The sequence below is a fragment of the Streptomyces avicenniae genome (assembly GCF_000719135.1).
In the GTDB taxonomy this organism is placed as follows: Bacteria; Actinomycetota; Actinomycetes; order Streptomycetales; family Streptomycetaceae; genus Streptomyces; species Streptomyces avicenniae.
The window spans coordinates 1-18,580 of the sequence record NZ_JOEK01000015.1; the positions used below are offsets into that span (position 1 = coordinate 1).

The following is an 18,580-nucleotide window of genomic DNA, read 5'->3' on the forward strand; positions in this document are numbered from 1 at the left end:
CGCCCACCCCGCCCCTCCGTGTCCTTCTTCCGCGCGTGGCGCCGCGTGGCGGGCCCCTCCCACCCGCCGGCCGTCGCCCGCGCCGGTCGGCTACGCGCCGGGCCCCTCCGCCTCGACCGCCACCGTCTCACCGTCGCCCGCGAAACCGGGCAGACCCCGCAGCAGCTCGTCCCGCACCCGCACACGAGCCCCGAGCTGGCACAGCACACCCAGAGTGCTCAGCGTCACCCGATGTATCAGCAGATAGGACGGCGGGAGATTCATCCGCCTCCCCAACTGCTGCGCGGGGGACCGCGGATCCGCCAGCCGACCGGCCTGCTCCCGCAGCCACTGCCTGCTGAACGCGAACTCGGGCACGGACGCCGGCTCCACGAAGGGCAACAGCCACTCCAGCACCGCCTGCGGCTCCAGCTCCGCCGACGGCTTCACGAAACCCTCCGCCGTCAGATGCGCGTACACCTCCTCCGCACGCCCGTCCAGCGTCATGCGCAGCGTGCGGCCGATCACCGGCGGAAGCCCACCCGGCAGCCGGTTCACCGCACCGAAATCCAGCACACCGAGCCGCACCCTGCCCGTCCCCCCGTGATCCGCCGGGACGATCCGGAAATTCCCCGGATGCGCATCGGCGTGCAGCAACCCCGTCCTCGCCGGACCCGCGAAGAGGAAGCGGGTCAACAGCTGCCCCGCCAGGTCACGTTCCTCCTGGCTCCCCCCGGCGATCACCTCCGACAGAGGCACCCCCGGCAGCCACTCGCTGACCAGCACCTCCTTCTGCTGCCGGATCACCGCCGGAACCGCCACATCCGGGTCGTCCCGGAACGCCTCGGCGCAGATCTGCTGCGACTCCGCCTCCAACCCGTAGTCCAGCTCCTCCGCGGCACGCTCCCGCAACTCCTCGATGAGCGGCTTGATGTCCATGCCGGGTATCAGCGGCCCCAACACCCGGGCGAACCGCCCCAGCTGCGTCAGATCCGCGAGCAGCGCCTCGCCCGCCCCCGGATACTGGATCTTGACCGCCACCTCCCGGCCGTCATGCCACACGGCACGGTGCACCTGACCGATGGAGGCCGCCGCGGCGGGCTTCTCGTCGAACTCCAGGAACAGCTCCCGCCAGCCCTCACCCAACCGCTCGTCCAACGCGGCCCGCACTGTCGCCGCGGGCATCGGCGGCGCCGCCTCCTGAAGCTTCGTCAACGCCGCCCGATAAGGACCCGCGACCGTCTCCGGCAGCGCCGACTCGAAAACGGACAACGCCTGGCCGAGCTTCATCGCCCCGCCCTTCAGCTGCCCCAGCACACTGAACAACTGCTCAGCCGTCCGCTGCTGCAACTCATTGCCCACCAACTCGGCCGACCGCCCGCCGATGCGCTTGCCGAGACCCCACGTGGCCCGGCCCGCGAAGCTCAGCGGCAACGTCGCCAGCTTCGCCGTCCTGGTCACCGCCTTACGGGGTAGGTCAGACATGTCGTCCCCTCCAACTCCCTTGGCGCCCACCGTCCCCGGGAATCCTCCCGACGCCGCGGGCGGCCGGGCCGGACGAACTCCGACCCGCCTATGCGTCATTGTGGACCCGGCCCGCACGGACAGGACCGGCCGGGCCGTCTCCCGGTGCCCCGCCCACCTCCGGCAGGACACCCGCCGCCCCGCACGGACACTCCTCATGCGGCTCCACCGGATGCGAGGTCGGCACCAGATCCGGCAACGCCAGCTCCAACCTGACACCCCCACCCGCCCGCGGCGCGCCGTCCAGAAAGGCCAGCGCCGTACAGGCCGTGAGCCCGGCGACAGCCATCGCCAGCGGACCGTCACACGCGGCCACACCCCTGCGGCGGCCGTTCCGCCACTGCGCCACCAACAGAGGCCACGCAGGCTCACGCCGCGCCCGCGTCCGCAGCAGACAACCCGCGCAGCCGGTCGCCCCCGGCAGCACCAGCGGGCCGACGAAACCCGTCGCCTCCACCACACCCGCATACAGATGCGGCGTCCCGGCCGCCAGGACCGGCTCGGCGAGCAACGGATCCGGAGCATAGGCCGCCAGCCCGTCCCGAGGCGCGAAGATCACCAGATGCGCCCCCTCCCCGCGCTGCGCTCCCGACCCCCGGCGCCACGGCAGCACCGACCTGACCACGCTCCGCGCCGCAGCGGCCCGCCGCTGGCCGACATGCTCCCGGCGCAGCCCACCAGGAGAGCTGTCCACCACCTCGACCTCACCGCCGTCCACCACCTCGACCTCGCCCACCCCCGCCTGGGACAGCGCCGCAGCCACCGCCGCCCCCACCCTGCCCGCCCCCCTGACCTGCACCCGCGCCGTCCGGCGCGCGAGAAGCCGCCGCGCCCCCTCGCCCGGAGCCGGATGCACAAGGGACAGCGAGGCCAGATCGGGGCGCAGCGCGTCCCCCACATCGGCGGAGGCAGCCCCCTCCTGCGTCGCGTCCGCGAGCACCCCGGCCGCCCGCAGCCGCCCCGTGATCCGGTCGGCCGCCCGGGCCCTGAGCCCCAGCGCCCGCGCCTCGCCCCGCAGCGCCCGCAACGACCTTGTCCCGTCCAGCAAGGTCAGGAACGTCTCCGTCGCCCCGTCCAGCGGGCCGAACAGCACCGAATGCGCGGGCGTCACCCCGTAGCGCACCGTCTGGCGGTCGCACCAGCCCCGCCGCAGGGACGGCTTGATCATCGGATGCACGCGGTCGGCGTCCACCTCGTCCACGGCATCGACGTCCACTGCATCCACTGCACCCGCGTCGTCCGCCTTCTTCGACGCGGCATCCTCCGGGCCGGTCTCCTCCGGGCCGTCCGGCCGTGAGGTGTCGGTGCCGCTCGCGGGCCGCCGTCCTGCGTGCCGCGCGTGGTCCTCGCCCGCCGTGTCCGGCGCGTCCGCCCTGTAGGTCCCCATCCCGGCCTCCCCGGTCCTCGTCCGCGGTGGTTCGCGGTGGATTCATGATCGACCAGGAGCAAGGGGGCGTGTGTGAGGTTTTCCACAGGAAGCCGAGAAAATCCGATAAATAGGGCGGTAGTGCGGGGTGCCGCTTGCGGTCCGTGAGCAACCGGTGTCTCGCTCACGCACATAACGGGGTCCCACCGGGTAACGTCGAAGTGTGCCCGCCGACCCGCTGAAGAGCGCCGGCCCGCCGCAGACCACCCCACCGGCGGGCGGGGCGACCCTGGCCGGAAACCCGTCAGGAGCCCTGTCCGCCCGCCCCGCCGGGTCACGGCCCGAGCAGGTCGAGGTCCGGCGCAGCTCCCGGCGCAGAAGAACCGTCTCCGCCTACCGTGAGGGCGACCGCACCATCGTCATGATCCCCGCCCGCATGACCGTGGACGAGGAACGGCGCTGGGTCTCGGTGATGCTGGACAAGCTCGCCGCCCAGGAAGACCGCCGCATGCTCGGTGACGACGCGATCGCCGCCCGCGCGGCCGAACTGTCCGAGCGCTACCTCCACGGCCGCGCCCGGCCGGAGAGCGTCCGCTGGGTCACCAACCAGAACGCCCGCTGGGGCTCCTGCACCCCCGCGCTCGGCAGCATCCGCCTCTCGCACCGCCTCCAGGGCATGCCCGAGTACGTCATCGACTACGTGCTGCTCCACGAGCTGGCCCACCTCCTGGTGCCCGGCCACGGCCCCGGCTTCTGGAAGCTCCTCGACCGCTACCCGCGCACCGAGCGGGCCCGCGGCTTCCTGGAAGGCGTCGTCGGCGCCGAGCGCCTGCCGTACGTGCCCTGGCCACGGTCCGACTGAGCCGTTCCCCGTGTCCCGCGCCCGTCGCCCGTCCGACCACCCGGGGACCGACGTCAGTGGTACGGACTAGTGTGTCGCCCCAGGACATTCCTGTCGGACGGGGGACGGTCGTTACGGATGGCGAGGCAATTCCAGCGGGGCCAGAAGACCCGCCTCACTGATCTCACACTGGGCACGGACCTGTACGTCGGCGTACAGATCTCCGGCCCCGGGCTGGTCTTCGACATCAGCTGCTTCGGGCTCGACGCCGACGAACAGCTCTCCGACGACCGCTACTTCGTCTTCTACAACCAGCCGAAGTCGCCCGAGGAATCCCTCCAGCTCCTCGGCGCCCAGGCAGGGGACACCGAGTCCTTCCGCGTCACCCTCGACCAGGTGCCGAGCGCGATCCACCGGCTCGCGTTCACCGCCACCATCGACGGCGACGGCACCATGGCCCAGGCCGCACCCGGCTACCTGCGGATCGTCGCGGGCGGCGAGGAGGTCGCGCGCTACGCGTTCGACGGCTCCGCGTTCACGACCGAGCGCGCGGTCATGCTCGGCGACTTCTACCGCAAGGACGGCTGGCGCTTCGCCGCCGTCGGCCAGGGATTCGACGGCGGACTCGCCGCGCTCCTGCGGCACTTCGGCGGCGAGGTCGAGGAGGACGACAGCGCCGACGACCCGGCCCAGGCCGCCCCGCAGGGCGGCGCACCGGGCTTCGCCGTCCCCGGAGCCGCCTCCGCGCCCGTCGCCCCCGGCTTCGCCCCGCCTGGGGCCGCCGCACCCCCGGCGCCGCCACCCCCGGCCGCCCCCGCGCCACCGCCGCCCGCCGTCACCCAGCCGCTGCCCGTCCAGACGCCGCACGCGCCGGTCGCCGCCCACCAGCCCCCGCCGCCACCGGCGGCCACCCAGCCGTTCCCGGTCCAGCCCGGCCCGTACGCGCCGCCCGGACACCAGGCCCCGCCCGCCTACCCGGCGCCCGGACAGCCCGTGCCCGGCCACCCCGCCCCACCGGCCGCACCCTACGGCGGCCCGCCACCGCAGGCACCGTACGGCGGCCCGCCACCCCAGCCACCCTTCCCCGGCGGCCCGCACCAGCAGCCGCACCACCCCGCACCCACGCCGGTCGCGGCCGGTGCCGCGGGCGCCGCGGGACTGCAAGGCGCCTTCCAGAAGTACGGCGGCAGCCGCGAACACCGCCGCTGGGCCGTGCAGAACCCCCAACTGGTCCGCGCCGACCTCGGGATCGACGGCAAGCCCGTCCTCGCCCGCCAGGGCAGCATGGTCCTCTACCAGGGCGACGTCGAGTTCGGCTACAAAGGCGCCGGAATGCGCGGCCGGATGACGCGCTGGGCCACCGGCGAGGGCATGCCCGCGCTCATGCGCTGCACCGGTACCGGCCAGGTCTTCTTCGCCGAGGAAGCCGCCGAACTGCACCCGGTCGAACTCCAGGGGGACGCCATCGTCGTCGCGTCCCAGCACGTGCTGGCCTTCGACGAATCGCTCGACGTCGAGGTGCGCCGCATCGACGGGCACGGCATACCAGGCGGCTCCCTGTTCGCCCTCCAGTTCCAGGGGACCGGCACGCTCGTCATCACCACGCACGGCCAGCCGCTCGTCCTGCCCGTCACCAACGCCACCTTCGCCGACGCCAACGCCATCGTCGCCTGGTCCGCCGCCGCGCAGGTCCTCGTCGCCAACCAGGTACGGCTGCGCAGGCACGCCTACCCGGGCCACACCGGCGAGAGCACCCAGCTCCAATTCCGCGGCGCGCCCGGCAACTTCGCGATCATCCAGCCGTACGAGATCTGAAGGAGCCCGTGATGGACCAGCGCATGATCGCGGGCCACGCCCCGACCGCCCCCGCCGCCCGCATGGACAACCACGGCCCGTCCATCGCCCGCGTCGCCCTGCGCAGCGGACAGGACCTGTTCGCCCGCGCCGGGTCGATGATCGGCTACGAGGGCTTCATCCAGTACGAGGCGAACTCCTCCGGCCTCGGCCGGGCCGCCGCCGGGCGCATCAGCGGCGAGAACGTCCCCCTGATGCGCTGCCACGGCGACGGCCGCCTGTACCTGGCCGACTACGGCGCCCACGTCGTCTGCCTCGAACTCGCCGAGGACAACCTCTCCGTCAACGCCGCCAACGTCCTCGCCTTCGACGCCCACCTCCAGTGGGGCGTGCAACGCGTCAAGGGCGTCGCCAAGTTCGCCGGGCAGGGCCTGTTCAACCTCGGCATATCCGGCACCGGCTGGGTCGCGGTCACCAGCCGCGGCATGCCCGTCGTCGTGGACTGCGCACAGGCCGGGGAGACGTTCGTGGACCCCGACGCCCTCGTCGCCTGGTCCACCGGCCTGCGCGTCGAGGGCAAACGCAGCTTCAAGGCGTCGTCCCTGATCGGACGGGGCAGCGGCGAGGCGTTCCAGCTCGCCTTCTCCGGCCACGGATTCGTCGTCGTGCAGCCCAGCGAGGACAGCACCGACCGGCTCACGCAGCCGCAGCAGCAGTAGCACGACGGGGGAGTGACGCCATGCAGAGCCCGATCTTCAACCACACCGTGAACCAGACCCAGGACCGGTTCGCCCTCCAAGGCGCGCAGATGCTGCGCGTCGGCCTCTCGCACGGCGAGGACGTGCTGGCCCGCGCGGGCAGCATGGTCGCCTTCGAGGGGATCGTCGAGTTCGACGCCGAGTACGAGCCGCCGGGACGCCAGCGCACGCAGTGGGCCGCCGGTGAGGTCCTGCCCCTGATGCGCTGCTACGGCCAAGGAGCCGTCTACCTGGCCAACCTCGCCCAGCACGTCCACGTCCTCGACGTCGATCACGAGGGCCTGACCGTGGACAGCTCCTACGTCCTCGCCCTCGACCCCCACCTGCACTGGGACGTCGTCGCCGTCGAGAGCCGCCACGGCATCGCGGGCGTCGGCGCCCACAACCTCGTCATCAGCGGCCGGGGCAAGGTCGCCCTCACCACCTCGGGCCGCCCGCTCGTCATGCGGGTGACCCCCGACGGGTACATCGGCGCCGACGCGGACGCCGTCGTCGCCTGGTCGTCGTCGCTGCGCGTCCAGATGCAGGCCCAGACCAGCACCGCCTCCGTCTGGCGCCGCCGCGGCAACACCGGCGAAGGCTGGGAACTGAACTTCATGGGCGAAGGCCACGTCGTCGTCCAGCCCAGCGAACTGCTCCCCCCCACCCACACGTCGTTCGGCGAGCAGCTCTCAGGACAGTTCCGGCCCAACCCCGGGCAGGGAGGGCCGCCCCAGGGCGGCGGCGCCTGGGGCCGCTAGCGGCCACCCGCGGGTGCGTCGGCAGTCACCAGCCGCCGCACCCGCCCGACCAGCGCGCGCACGGACCCGTCCGTGTCCTCCGGCAGCGCGTCCCAGCCGAACCACCGCAGATCCAACGACTCCTCGCTCCGCACCTCCACCGCGTCCGGCGGGGCCACCGCCGCGTACTGCACATCCATGTGCACCGCGCACGGCGTCACGTGCCGGTCCAGCGCCACAGGACCCGGCAACAACGCCAGCCCCACGACCCCGGACTCCTCACGCGCCTCCCGCAGCGCCGCGGCCGCCAGGGTCGCGTCCTCCCGCTCGCAGTGCCCACCCGTCTGGAGCCACAGACCGATCTTGCGATGCAACGTCAGCAACACCCGGCCACCAGCGGGATCGACCACCAACGCGCTCGCCGTGACATGCCCCTCCGCACAGGACCGCCACATGCCGTCAGGACGCGCCGCGAGATGACCCGCGTACGCGCGCCGCAGCGCCTCCTGCGCGGCGTCCGGCGCGGCCCACTCACGCAGGACGCGCGCCGCGTCCTCCCGCAGCGCCGCCGGGGAAACGCTCACCGGCCGCTCTCGCCGCCGTCACGGTTCCCGTCGCCGTCGTCGCCGTCCTTGTCCGCGTCCGAGTCCTTGTCCAGCCGCGGGCCCGGCTCACCGGCCGCGTCCCCCAGCATCCGGTCCAGCTCCGAGAAGTCCAGCTGCTCACGGTGCACGAAGCCGTCCGGGTCGTCCAGGTCCTGCGCCGTCGGCAGCATGTCCGGATGCGCCCACAGCGCGTCCCGGCCCTGCGTGCCCCGCGCGTCCGTCAGCGACGCCCACAGCCGCGCCGCGTCCCGCAGCCGCCGCGGACGCAGCTCAAGACCGATGAGCGTCGCGAACGTCTGCTCGGCGGGCCCGCCCGTCGCCCGGCGCCGCCGCAGCGTCTCCCGCAGCGCCGCCGCCGACGGCAGATGCGGCTCCGCCGCCGCGAACACCACGGCGTCCACCCAGCCCTCCACGAGCGCCAGCGCCGTCTCCAGACGCGCCAGCGCCGCCTTCTGCTGCGGCGTGTCCTCCGGCTGGAACAGACCCTGCTGAAGCTTCTCCTGCAACTCCTCGGGACGCGTCGGGTCGAGCTGCCCGACCAGGTCCTCCAGCTTCCCCGTGTCCACCTGGATGCCCCGCGCGTACCCGTCCACCGCGCCGAACAGATGCGAGCGCAGCCACGGCACGTGCGCGAACAGACGCTGGTGCGCCGCCTCCCGCAACGCCAGGTACAACCGCACCTCGCGCTCCTCCACACCGAGACCGGCACCCAGCGCCGCCACGTTCTGCGGCAGCAGCGCCGCCTTGCCCGCCGGGCCCAGCGGCAGCCCCACGTCCGTCGAACCCACGACCTCGCCCGCCAGCGCGCCGACCGCCTGCCCGATCTGCGTGCCGAACATCGCGCCGCCCATCGAGCGCATCATCCCCAGCAGCGGCCCGGCCATCGCCTGCATCTCCTCGGGCAGCACCTGCCCCATGGCCGCACCGACACGTTCGGCCACCGGATCGACCAGTTCACGCCACACCGGCAACGTGGCCTCGACCCACTCTGCGCGGCTCCACGCCACCGCCGTGCCCGCGCCGGACGGCAGCGACGTCACCCCGTCCAGCCACAGATCCGCCAGCCGCAGCGCCTCGTCCACCTGCGCCCGCTCGCTCGCCGCCACACTCCGGTCCTTGGACCCGTCGGGCGCCCCCTGGGCCACCGTCTGACGGGCCACCGTCCGCGCGAGATCCCAGTTCACGGGCCCGCCCTCGTACGACAGCATCTGGCCCAGCTGCTGGAACGCGGCGCCCAGGTCCTGCGGATTCAGCTGCCCACCCATGGAGCCGAACAGCGCCGCCAGCGGATTGTCGGCGGGATCGGGCCCACGGCCCTGCCCGCCGCCCCTCTTGTTCTCGGGGTCGCCGTCCTCCGGCTCGTTCGGCAGGCCGAATCCGAATGGGAAGTCACTCACGGGAAACCTCGGCTCTTATGGGGGTCGGACGGAACCGACGTGCCTGTGAATCGATGGTGCGTGCCCCCAGCCTAGACACCTCTCAGGCAGGATGGGCCTGCGCACGTCGTACCAGAATCAACCGCTGGAGAGGTCCTGTGAGTTCCCCGGAACCAGCCGTTCGCGCAGCGCGAAACGGCCCCGCCGCCCCGTTGACCGTCGCGGTCACCGGTGCCGCCGGCGGAGTCGGCTCCCTGCTCATCGAGCGGCTGCTGGCCGCCACGGACATCAGACGGGTGCTCGCCCTCGACGAGCGCATCGGCGACGCCAAAGGCGCCGAATGGCACACCATCGACATCCGCGACCCCGCCATCGCCGACCTCCTGCGCACCTCGGGAGCCGCCCGCGGCCCCTCCCAGGGCACCACCACCCGCGAACGCGACACCCAGTCGGCACCAGGACCCGTGGACATCGTCGTCCACCTCGCGCTCGACCTCGACCTGGAGGCCGACCCCGCCGCCCGCACCGCCTACAACGTGCGCGGCGCCCAGACCGTCCTCACCGCCGCCGCGGCGGCAGGCGTCCGGCGCGTCGTGCTCTGCACCTCCGCCATGGTCTACGGCGCGCTGCCCGACAACGACGTACCCCTCGCCGAGGACGCCGAACTGCGCGCCACCGCCGACGCCACCTGCGTCGGCGACCTCCTGGAGATCGAACGCCTCGCGGAACGCGCCCCCCGCGCCCACCCCGGGCTCACCGTCACCGTCCTGCGCCCCGCCGTCCTCGTCGGCGGCACCGACACCGCCCTCACGCGCTACTTCGAGTCGCCACGCCTCCTCGTCGTCGCGGGCTCCAGGCCCCGCTGGCAGTTCTGCCACGTCGAGGACCTGGTCAGCGCCCTGGAGTACGCCGTCCTCGACAAGGTGGACGGCGAACTCGCCGTCGGCTGCGACGGCTGGCTCGAACAGGAGGAGGTCGAAGAACTGTCCGGCATCCGCCGCATGGAACTCCCGCCCTCCGTCGCCCTCGGCGCCGCCGCCCGCCTCCACCGCCTCGGCCTCACCCCCTCACCCGCGGGCGACCTCGCCTACACCATGCACCCCTGGGTCGTCAGCGGCAGCAAGCTGTACGAAGCCGGATGGCGCCCCGCCTGGACCAACGAACGCGTCCTCGCCGAACTCCTCGCCGAGGTCTCAGGACGCCACACCGTCGCCGGACGCCGCCTCGGCCGCAAGGACGCGGCCACCACCCTCGGTGCCGCAGGCGCCACCGTCGCCCTGGTCGGCACCGCCGCCCTCGTCCGCCGCGCCCGCAGAGCCCGGCGCCGCTGACCCCGGAGGAACCCCAGCCCATGACCGCCGACCCCGGCCCCATCCGCCTGCTCGCGATCCGCGACACCCCGCTCTCCGCCGACGAGGTCCTCGCCGCCGTCGGGGACGACACGGCGGGCGGCACCGTCCTGTTCTCCGGCACCGTCCGCGACCACGACGGACCCCCCGGCGGCGCCGCCGTCACCTCACTGGCCTACTCGGCGCACCCCACCGCCGACGCCGAGCTGCGCCGGGTGGCCGAACAGGTCGCCGCCGACTTCCCCGTCACCGCCCTCGCCGCCGTCCACCGCGTCGGAGACCTGCGGGTCGGCGACACCGCCGTCCTCGTCGCCGTCGCTTCCCCCCACCGCGCCGAGGCGTTCGCCGCCTGCCGCCGCCTCATCGACGACCTCAAACGCGAGGTGCCCATCTGGAAGCACCAGCGGTTCGCCGACGGCCGCGAGGAGTGGGTGGGGGCGGGCGCCTGCGCGACGACCGGGTGACGGGCGTAAGGTGCAGCCGTCCGGTTGCGTAACCTGCCCTCACACCCGAGCGTTGGGAGTACGTCGCCGATCGCCGAGGTGGGAGGTAGGTCATGGCGGTTCTCGTATGGCTGCTCATTCCCGTCGCCGGGGCAGTCCTGGCCGGTCTGTGGAGCGTCTGGGCCACCCGACGCAGCACCAACGCGCGCGGAGTCCGCGACCACGCCGGAGTCCGCGGCTACGAGGCGTTCCGCGCCGCCATGGAACGGGCCCCGGCCGACGGCTGACAGTGCCGTCACGTACTGTCAAGACATGCCACGCCGCACCGCGACGCTGCTGACGTCCACCCTGCTGCTCATAGGGCTCCTCTGCGCCGGACTCCTGATCCACGTCCCCTACGCGGAGATGTCCCCGGGGCCCACGGTCAACACCCTGGGCCAGCACGACGGCGAGCCGGTCCTCAACATCGACGGCCACGAGACGTACGACGCGGCGGGGCACCTCAACATGACGACGGTGCGCGTCACCGGCATCGACTACCGGATGAACCTGCTGGAGGCCGTCACCGGCTGGCTCTCCGACGACCGGTCCGTCGTCCCGTACCACACGCTCTACCCCGACGACGTCTCCGCCGACCAGGTCGAGCAGCAGAACGCCGAGGAGTTCACCGCCTCCCAGGAGAGCGCCAAGGTCGCCGCCCTGGAGGAACTCGGCTACGAGATACCCGCCCAGACCATCGTCGGCGCCGTCGTCAAGGACAGCCCCTCCGACGGCACGCTCCACGCGGGGGACGCCATCCTCGCCGTGGACGGCACCCCCGTCTCCGAGCCGGGAGAGGTCGCCGAACTGGTCACCAGGCACGAGGCGGGCGAACCCGTCGTCTTCACCGTCGTCCCCGCCGACAAGGCCGAGGAGGCCCAGCAGGCCGGGGAACGCGTCTCACCCGCCGACGCCGAGGACATCGAGATCACCACCGAGGCCGCCCCCGACGACGGCCGCGCCCTCGTCGGCATCCAGGCCGGGACCACCCACATCTTCCCGTTCGAGATCGACATCGAGCTGGCCGACGTCGGCGGCCCGAGCGCCGGGCTCATGTTCGCCCTCGGCCTCATCGACCGGCTCAGCCCCGGCGACCTCACCGGCGGCGAGTTCGTCGCCGGAACCGGCACCATCGACGACGAGGGCGCCGTCGGCCCCATCGGCGGCGTCTCCATGAAGGTCATCGCCGCCCGCGACGCCGGAGCCACCTACTTCCTCACCCCGGCAGACAACTGCGCCACCGCCGCGGCCAACCGCCCCGACGGCCTCACCCTCGTCGAGGTCACCACCCTCGACGACGCCCTCGACGCCCTCACCGACATCCGCGAAGGACACACCGACGACCTCACCCGCTGCACACGCGACTGAGGCCGCCGGAGACGCGCCCTACCCCACCACCCTCACTCCTCGAACGTCGCGGACAGCGCCTCGGCCAGACCGGGCACCAGCCCCTCGCCGGTCAGCACCTCCGTCGCCGTGTCCTTCTCCCGCAACCGCAGCGCCGACTCACGCCGCCCGTCCCGCAGCACCGCCACCGTCATCCGCACCTCCTGCCGCTCCGGATGCCGGGCCACCCAGTCCGCCAGCTCCGCCGCCGCCAGCCCCTCAGGGATGGCAGCCTCGGCCGACGGCGGCAGCATCAGCCGCTCGATCGTCAGCGCGCAGCCGGTCACCGCGTCGGGCCAGGCGATCGTCGCCAGGAACTCGTCCAGCGGCAGACCGTCGGGCAGCTCGTCCTGCTCCACCGGCGTCAGATCACCCACCGCGTCCGTCTCGCCCACGTCGAGCCGCTCGGCGAGGCCCGGCTCCTCCTCCCGCAGCCTGGCCGTGTCCACCAGCGCGAACAGCAGGGCGGGCCGGTCCCAGCCCAGTCCGGCGGCATACGCGTCGATTTCGAGAACAGCCCTGGTCAGCGGGCTTGAGGCAGGGGGCGGCGTGGCGGTTCCGTCAGGGGATGTGTTGTCCATGGGCATATCGTGCCGTCTCACACCCCGGGAACGGGAACCGAGTAAAGCTTGAGTAAGTTAGTCGAGTGGGCCGTCTCCACGGCCGGCCCGGCTTCAACCACTGCGAATCTTTGAGGTGCGCACCTTGGCTTTCCAGATGCCGGACCGGGGGTCGGGTCGCGGCTCCAACGGTCCCAACGGGCCCAGAGGCCCCGGCGGTCCAGGCGGCCCTGGCGGTCCCCGGTTCAGCGTCGGGCGACCGTCCAGGGGCGCGAAAACCCTGCTGATCACGGCGGCGATCCTCGCCGGACTCGCCATCGGCTTCGCCATGTTCGCACAGTTCTGGACGGACTGGCTCTGGTACCGGTCGGTGGACTACACCAGCGTCTTCCGCACGGAACTGCTCACCCGCGTCGTCATGTTCACCGTCTTCGGCGTGATCATGGCGCTCGCCGTCGGGTTCAACATCTGGCTCGCGCACCGGCTGCGCCCGCCGCTGAGCGCGATGTCGATGGAACAGCAGAACCTCGACCGCTACCGCATGAGCATCGCGCCGTACAAGCGGTGGGTCGTCATCGGCGCCGCCCTCGTCATCGGCCTGATCGCGGGCGGCTCGGCCTCCGGACAGTGGCGCACCTGGCTCCAGTGGGTGAACGGCACCTCGTTCGGCGTGGAGGACCCGCAGTTCCACCGTGACGTGTCGTTCTACGCGTTCGACTACCCGTTCTACCGGTTCCTGATCGGCTTCGGCTTCGCGGTCGTCGTGCTCTCCACGATCGCCGCCGCGCTGACCCACTACCTGTACGGCGGCGTGCGGCTCACCACCCCGGGCAGCCGCATCACCCCCGCCGCGACCAAGCACCTGTCGGTGCTCGTCGGCCTGTTCGTCGCGCTCAAGTCGGTCGCCTACTGGTTCGACCGCTACGGCCTCGCGCTGAAGGGCGGCGACTTCCGCAACGCGGACGGCTGGACCGGCCTGCGGTACGTGGACGCCAACGCCTACCTGCCCGCCAAGACGATCCTGACGATCATCGCGGCGATCTGCGCGGTGCTCTTCTTCGCCGCCCTGTGGCGGCGCGGCTGGCAGCTGCCCGTCATCGGCCTCGGCCTCATGGTGCTCTCCGCCGTCCTCATCGGCGGCGTGTACCCGGCGCTCGTGCAGCAGTTCCAGGTGCGGCCGAACGAGCAGGCCAAGGAGACGCCCTACATCCAGAAGCACATGGACGCCACGATGTCGGCCTACGACATCGCGGACGCCGAGGTGCGGGACTACACGGGCGTCAGCGACGCGGAACCCGACACCCTGCGCGACGCGGTGGGCGACACCGTCAGCATCCGGCAACTGGACCCGAGCGTCGTCTCGCCCGCGTTCCAGCAGATCCAGCAGGTCCGCGGCTACTACAAGTTCCCCGACACCCTGGACGTGGACCGCTACACGATCGACGGCTCCGAGCAGGACACCGTCATCGGTCTGCGCGAGATGGACGTCAACGCCATCCCCGACCGCAACTGGATCAACGACCACTTCCGCTACACCCACGGCTTCGGCGTCGTCGCCGCGAGCGGCACCTCGGTGCAGGACAACGGACAGCCGGACTTCACCGAGTTCGACCTGCCGTCGGAAGGCGAACTCGGCGAGTACCAGCAGCGCGTCTACTTCGGCGAGTACACCACCCAGTACTCGATCGTCGGCGGCCCGCAGCGCGAGATCGACTACGCGGGCGAGGACGGCGAGGTCGAGTACAGCTACACGGGCGACGCCGGTGTCAACCTCGACAACTACGTGAACCGCGCCGCGTACGCCCTCACCATGGGCGAGCCGCAGATCCTCTACTCCGGGGCCATCGGCGAGGGCTCACGCATCCTCTACAACCGCACGCCCAAGGAACGCGTCGAGGCCGTCGCCCCCTGGCTGACCATCGACGGCGACCCCTACCCGGCGGTCGTGGACGGCCAGATCCAGTGGATCGTGGACGCCTACACGACGACCAACGGCTACCCGTACGCGTCGCGCACCACGCTCGGCGACGTCACGGAGACCTCGCTCACGGAGACCCAGGGCGACGTCATCGCCCAGGAGAACCAGGTCAACTACATCCGCAACTCGGTCAAGGCCACCGTGGACGCCTACTCGGGCGACGTGGTCCTCTACCAGTGGGACGAGCAGGACCCCGTCCTGAAGACCTGGATGAAGGCGTTCCCCGACACGGTCGAGCCGCGCGACGAGATCAGCGACGAACTGCTCGACCACCTGCGCTACCCGCAGGACCTGTTCAAGGTGCAGCGCGACCTGCTCCAGCGCTACCACGTGGACGACGCCGACCAGTTCTACAGCGGCTCGGAGCGCTGGGAGGTGCCCGACGACCCGACGCACCAGGGCCAGTCGGTCCCGCCCTACTACCTGAGCATGCGGATGCCGGGCCAGGACCAGCGGGTGTTCTCGCTGACGACGACGTTCACCCCGCTCAACCGCGACACACTCGCCGCCTACATGGCGGTCGAGGCCGACGCGAGATCCGACGACTACGGCACCATGCGCCTCCTCACCCTGCCGTCGAACACGACGGTCTGGGGTCCACAGCAGGTGCAGAGCCGGTTCAACTCCGATCCGGACATCGCGACCGAGATCAACCTGCTCCAACGGGGTGATTCCGAGGTCGAGTACGGCAACCTGCTGACCGTGCCCCTGGAGGGCGGACTGCTCTACGTCGAGCCGGTCTACGTGCGTGGCGCCAGCACCAACTACCCACTGCTACGCAAGGTCTTGGTCACCTACGGTGAGGAGACCGCCTTCGAGGACAGCCTCTCGGAGGCCCTGGACGTGGTCTTCGGGGTCACTGAATCGGGTGAGGAACCACCGCCTGAGGAACCGGGCGGCGGCGAGGAGCCACCGGCCGGTGACGGCGAACTCCAGGACGCCGTCCAGGAGGCCCAGGAGGCCCTGGAGGACGCCCAGCAGTCCTGGGACGAGGCGCAGGAACGCCTCGCCGACGCCCTCGACCGGCTCGCCGAGATCCAGGGCGGCGACACCGGTGGCGACACCGGCGGCGGCGCGGACACCGGGGACACCGGCGGTGACGGCGCCCAGGACGGCGGTGGCGACACCGGCGACACGGGCGGTGACGGCGGCGGCGGAGACGGCGCCCAGGACGCCGGCGCGGACACCGGCGGCCAGGACGACGGCGGAGGCGGCAGCGCCTGATCCCTGACGCACGAGACGAAGGACCCGGAGCCACGGCTCCGGGTCCTTCGTCATGTCACCTGCATGGAGACGTCAACTTTGGGCATCTGTTCGGCGGTTGTCCCACCTCCGGGCTGACCTGCGTTGTCAGTGGCGGGCGGCATACTGCGTGACGACTCCGGGAAACCCCTGCCCGAAACGGCGTTTGGGTGTTTCCATATCGGGAAGTCGATAAACCGCTCAAGTGACTTCACTGGCTGCGGTATACCAGGTGTACGCAGGTTTCAGGTGGTGCGACTATGGACCTTATGGGGGACAAGGCGAGGTTCGAGAGCAGCCGCACGGCCGCGCTCGAAGGCGCACGGTTGTTGCGCCTGGGGGATCTCGATCAGGCGGAGGCGCCGCTGCGCGCCGCCGCGGTGGACGGCGAGCGGTCCGCCGCCAACAATCTGGGGGTACTGCTGCACGGTTCAGGCCGCGCCGACGAGGCGGCCGAGTGGTGGCGTATCGCCGCCGTCGCGGGCTCGGCGCCCGCCGCCTACGCGCTCGGCCGTCACCACCGCGAGCGCGGTGACGAGGCCGCGGCCGAGTACTGGCTGCGGCAGGCGGCCGAGTCCGGCCACGCCTCCGGCGCCTACGCCCTGGCCGACCTGCTCGACCACCGCGGCGCCGCCGACGCCCGCGACTGGTTCCGCGCGGCGGCCGAACACGGCCACCGCGAGGCGGCCTACCGCTACGCGACGCTCGTCGCACGCCGTGACGGCGCCGCGGCCGAGCCGTGGTTCCGGCAGGCGGCGGCGCGCGGTCACCGCCGTGCGGCACTGCGCCTCGGCGGCGTCCTGGAGGAGCGCGGCGAGGGCACCGAGGCCGGGCGCTGGTACCTGGAGGCCGCCGAGGCGGGCGAGGTCCGCGCGGCGAGCGCCCTGGGCTTCCTGCTGCGCGACGCGGGCGACGAGGTCTCGGCCGAACGCTGGTGGTGGCGCGCCGCCCGCGACGGCGACGGCCCCGCGGCCAACGCGCTGGGCGCCCTGCACGCCGAGCGCGGCGAGCGCCAGGAGGCGCACCGCTGGTACCGCGCGGCGCTGGACGCGGGCGACATGAACGGCGCCTTCAACCTGGCGCTGCTCTGCGCCGACCAGGGCCGGACGGCCCAGGCCGAGCAGTGGTACCGGCGCGCGGCCTACGCCGGTCACCGCGAGGCGGCCAACGCGCTGGCCGTCCTCCTGCTCCAGCGCGGCGACGCGGACGGCGCCGAGCCCTGGTTCTCCAAGGCGGCCGAGGCCGGGAGCGTGGACGCCGCGTTCAACCTGGGCATCCTGCACGCCGGCCGGGGCGAGACGGAGCGCGCCAGGCACTGGTACGAGCAGGCCGCCACCGCCGGGCACGCCGAGGCCGCCCTCCAGGTCGCCGTCGAGCTGCTGCGCGCCGGTGACGGGACGGACGGCGGCGACCGCGCCGAGACGTATCTGCGGCAGGCCGCCGAGGGCGACAGCGTCGAGGGGGCCTTCCGGCTCGCCGTGCTGCTGGAGCGGCGCGGCGAGCCCGAGTCGGGGCGCTGGTACGAGCGGGCGGCCGAGCAGGGCCACCGGCGCGCGCAGGTCAAGCAGGGCATGCGCGCGGCGGCGCGCGACGACATCGTCGAGGCGGCCCGCTGGTACCGCTCGGCCGCCGAGGCGGGCAGCAGGAACGGCGCGTTCAACCTCGGGCTGCTGCTGGCCCGTGAGGGCAGCGAGCCTGAGGCGGCCCTGTGGTGGCGCCGCGCGGCGGAGGCGGGGCACGGCAGGGCCGCGCTGCGCCTGGCGCTGCTGGCCTCGCACCGGGGCGACCTGGCCGAGGGCGGCACCTGGTGCACGCGCGCCATGGAGCTGGGGCCCGCCGAGGTGTCCGAGCGCGCCGCCCGGCTGCGTGACGCCCTGCGTCAGGAGCTGACGGCCTGAGCGGACGGCCGTGCGCCGCGCACGGCCGTCCGCTCACGCGCCGGGCGTCCAGCGCGGGTCCCGGCCGAGGTAGCGCAGCAGCGCGGCCACGGCGTCCTCGCCGCGCTCCGGCGGCAGGGCGGGTGCGTAGGCGCCGTACCCCCGCAGCGGTTCGATGAACGCACCGGCCGCCCCGAGCAGCGGCGCGGCCGTCTCGGACGTCAGCGGGCCCGGTCGCCCGGTGGCGACGGCGATGTCCCACGCGTGGACGGCCGCGTCCAGCGCGCACGCCACGGCCGCGACGTGACGGGGGAACGCGTGCGGCGGGATCGGGCTCGGCACCTGCTCCGCGTCGTCCGGCACCCCGGCCCACGCGGCGGCTGCCGCGTCGAGCGCGGGCTCCAGCAGGGCGGCGGGCTCGCCGCCGAGGCGACCCGAGGGGGAGAACGGGTCGTCCGCGGGGCCAGGGCCGCCCGTGAGAGCGGCGGCGAAGGCGAGCTGGTCGCCCGCCGCGTGCTGGAGCACCTGCGTGACGGTCCATCCGGCGCAGGGGGTGGGGAGGTCCCAGCCGTCGGCCGGTACCCCGGCGACCGCGTCGCGCAGGGCGGTGTGGGCGGCGGTGACGAGGGCGGTCAGGTCGGTGCGGGCGGCGGTCTCGGCCATGTGGCGCTCTCTTCCCCGGGCATGTAGCGGAACGGATTGTTCTGTTCTGATGAACAGCTTAACAGAACAGACCATTCCGTT

Annotated in this window: 16 protein-coding genes; 10 read left to right on the forward strand and 6 right to left on the reverse strand. The window is 72.9% G+C overall.

Features of this window, described 5'->3' with window-relative positions; all coding sequences use genetic code 11:
* Nucleotides 1–90: 90 nt before the first annotated feature.
* Both IF27_RS24160 and IF27_RS24165 read right to left on the reverse strand, forming a co-directional pair.
* Nucleotides 91–1,464, reverse strand: coding sequence for an ABC1 kinase family protein (locus IF27_RS24160; RefSeq protein ID WP_052851879.1), 1,374 nt, complete (start codon nucleotides 1,462–1,464; stop codon nucleotides 91–93).
* 88 nt (nucleotides 1,465–1,552) lie between these two features.
* Entirely contained in the window at nucleotides 1,553–2,671 is a 1,119-nt protein-coding gene (locus IF27_RS24165; protein WP_052851994.1) for a ThiF family adenylyltransferase, read from the reverse strand.
* Nucleotides 2,672–3,092: 421 nt separating this feature from the next.
* On the opposite strand from IF27_RS24165, the gene IF27_RS24170 reads away from it, so the two are divergent.
* From IF27_RS24170 to IF27_RS24185, 4 genes are all read left to right on the forward strand, one after another.
* Entirely contained in the window at nucleotides 3,093–3,731 is a 639-nt protein-coding gene (locus IF27_RS24170) for a M48 metallopeptidase family protein (protein WP_052851880.1), read from the forward strand.
* Between the two features lie 117 nt (nucleotides 3,732–3,848).
* Entirely contained in the window at nucleotides 3,849–5,525 is a 1,677-nt protein-coding gene (locus IF27_RS24175) for a TerD family protein (protein ID WP_052851881.1), read from the forward strand.
* Between the two features lie 11 nt (nucleotides 5,526–5,536).
* Nucleotides 5,537–6,223, forward strand: coding sequence for an AIM24 family protein (locus IF27_RS24180; RefSeq protein ID WP_052851882.1), 687 nt, complete (start codon nucleotides 5,537–5,539; stop codon nucleotides 6,221–6,223).
* Between the two features lie 20 nt (nucleotides 6,224–6,243).
* On the forward strand, nucleotides 6,244–7,002 hold the full coding sequence (locus IF27_RS24185; RefSeq protein ID WP_052851883.1) for an AIM24 family protein: 759 nt from the start codon (nucleotides 6,244–6,246) through the stop codon (nucleotides 7,000–7,002).
* Here the strand turns inward: IF27_RS24185 and IF27_RS24190 are convergent.
* A complete protein-coding gene (locus IF27_RS24190; RefSeq protein WP_110946207.1) occupies nucleotides 6,999–7,565 on the reverse strand; it encodes an NUDIX hydrolase in 567 nt (188 codons plus the stop codon). The two genes, IF27_RS24185 and IF27_RS24190, sit on opposite strands and share 4 nt — an antisense overlap.
* Entirely contained in the window at nucleotides 7,562–8,983 is a 1,422-nt protein-coding gene (locus tag IF27_RS24195; RefSeq protein ID WP_052851884.1) for a zinc-dependent metalloprotease, read from the reverse strand. Before IF27_RS24195 ends, IF27_RS24190 begins: the two co-directional genes overlap by 4 nt.
* 137 nt (nucleotides 8,984–9,120) lie before the next feature.
* On the opposite strand from IF27_RS24195, the gene IF27_RS24200 reads away from it, so the two are divergent.
* From IF27_RS24200 to IF27_RS24210, 4 genes are all read left to right on the forward strand, one after another.
* Complete coding sequence (locus IF27_RS24200) at nucleotides 9,121–10,293, forward strand: SDR family oxidoreductase (protein ID WP_052851885.1); 1,173 nt, start codon at nucleotides 9,121–9,123, stop codon at nucleotides 10,291–10,293.
* Nucleotides 10,294–10,313: 20 nt separating this feature from the next.
* Nucleotides 10,314–10,775 carry a molybdenum cofactor biosynthesis protein MoaE gene (locus IF27_RS24205; protein WP_052851886.1) on the forward strand — a complete coding sequence of 154 codons (462 nt, stop codon included), beginning with the start codon at nucleotides 10,314–10,316 and terminating at the stop codon, nucleotides 10,773–10,775.
* A gap of 92 nt (nucleotides 10,776–10,867) precedes the next feature.
* Complete coding sequence (locus IF27_RS31240; RefSeq protein ID WP_190233087.1) at nucleotides 10,868–11,041, forward strand: hypothetical protein; 174 nt, start codon at nucleotides 10,868–10,870, stop codon at nucleotides 11,039–11,041.
* Between the two features lie 25 nt (nucleotides 11,042–11,066).
* Nucleotides 11,067–12,161: a YlbL family protein gene (locus IF27_RS24210; protein ID WP_052851887.1), complete on the forward strand. Its 1,095-nt coding sequence runs from the start codon at nucleotides 11,067–11,069 to the stop codon at nucleotides 12,159–12,161.
* Nucleotides 12,162–12,193: 32 nt separating this feature from the next.
* On the opposite strand, the gene IF27_RS24215 is transcribed toward IF27_RS24210, so the two are convergent.
* The gene (locus IF27_RS24215) at nucleotides 12,194–12,760 is read right to left on the reverse strand and encodes a PPA1309 family protein (protein ID WP_052851888.1); all 567 of its coding nucleotides are present in this window, start codon (nucleotides 12,758–12,760) and stop codon (nucleotides 12,194–12,196) included.
* A 136-nt stretch (nucleotides 12,761–12,896) separates the two neighbouring features.
* Between IF27_RS24215 and IF27_RS24220 the strand changes: the two genes are divergently transcribed.
* Together IF27_RS24220 and IF27_RS24225 are read left to right on the forward strand one after the other, a co-directional pair.
* Complete coding sequence (locus IF27_RS24220) at nucleotides 12,897–15,941, forward strand: UPF0182 family membrane protein (protein WP_110946208.1); 3,045 nt, start codon at nucleotides 12,897–12,899, stop codon at nucleotides 15,939–15,941.
* A gap of 287 nt (nucleotides 15,942–16,228) precedes the next feature.
* Nucleotides 16,229–17,857, forward strand: a complete 1,629-nt coding sequence (locus tag IF27_RS24225; protein ID WP_052851889.1) for a tetratricopeptide repeat protein — start codon at nucleotides 16,229–16,231, stop codon at nucleotides 17,855–17,857.
* A 33-nt stretch (nucleotides 17,858–17,890) separates the two neighbouring features.
* Here the strand turns inward: IF27_RS24225 and IF27_RS24230 are convergent, their stop codons facing one another.
* Nucleotides 17,891–18,499, reverse strand: coding sequence for a TIGR03086 family metal-binding protein (locus IF27_RS24230; protein ID WP_052851890.1), 609 nt, complete (start codon nucleotides 18,497–18,499; stop codon nucleotides 17,891–17,893).
* Between the last annotated feature and the right edge of the window lie 81 nt (nucleotides 18,500–18,580).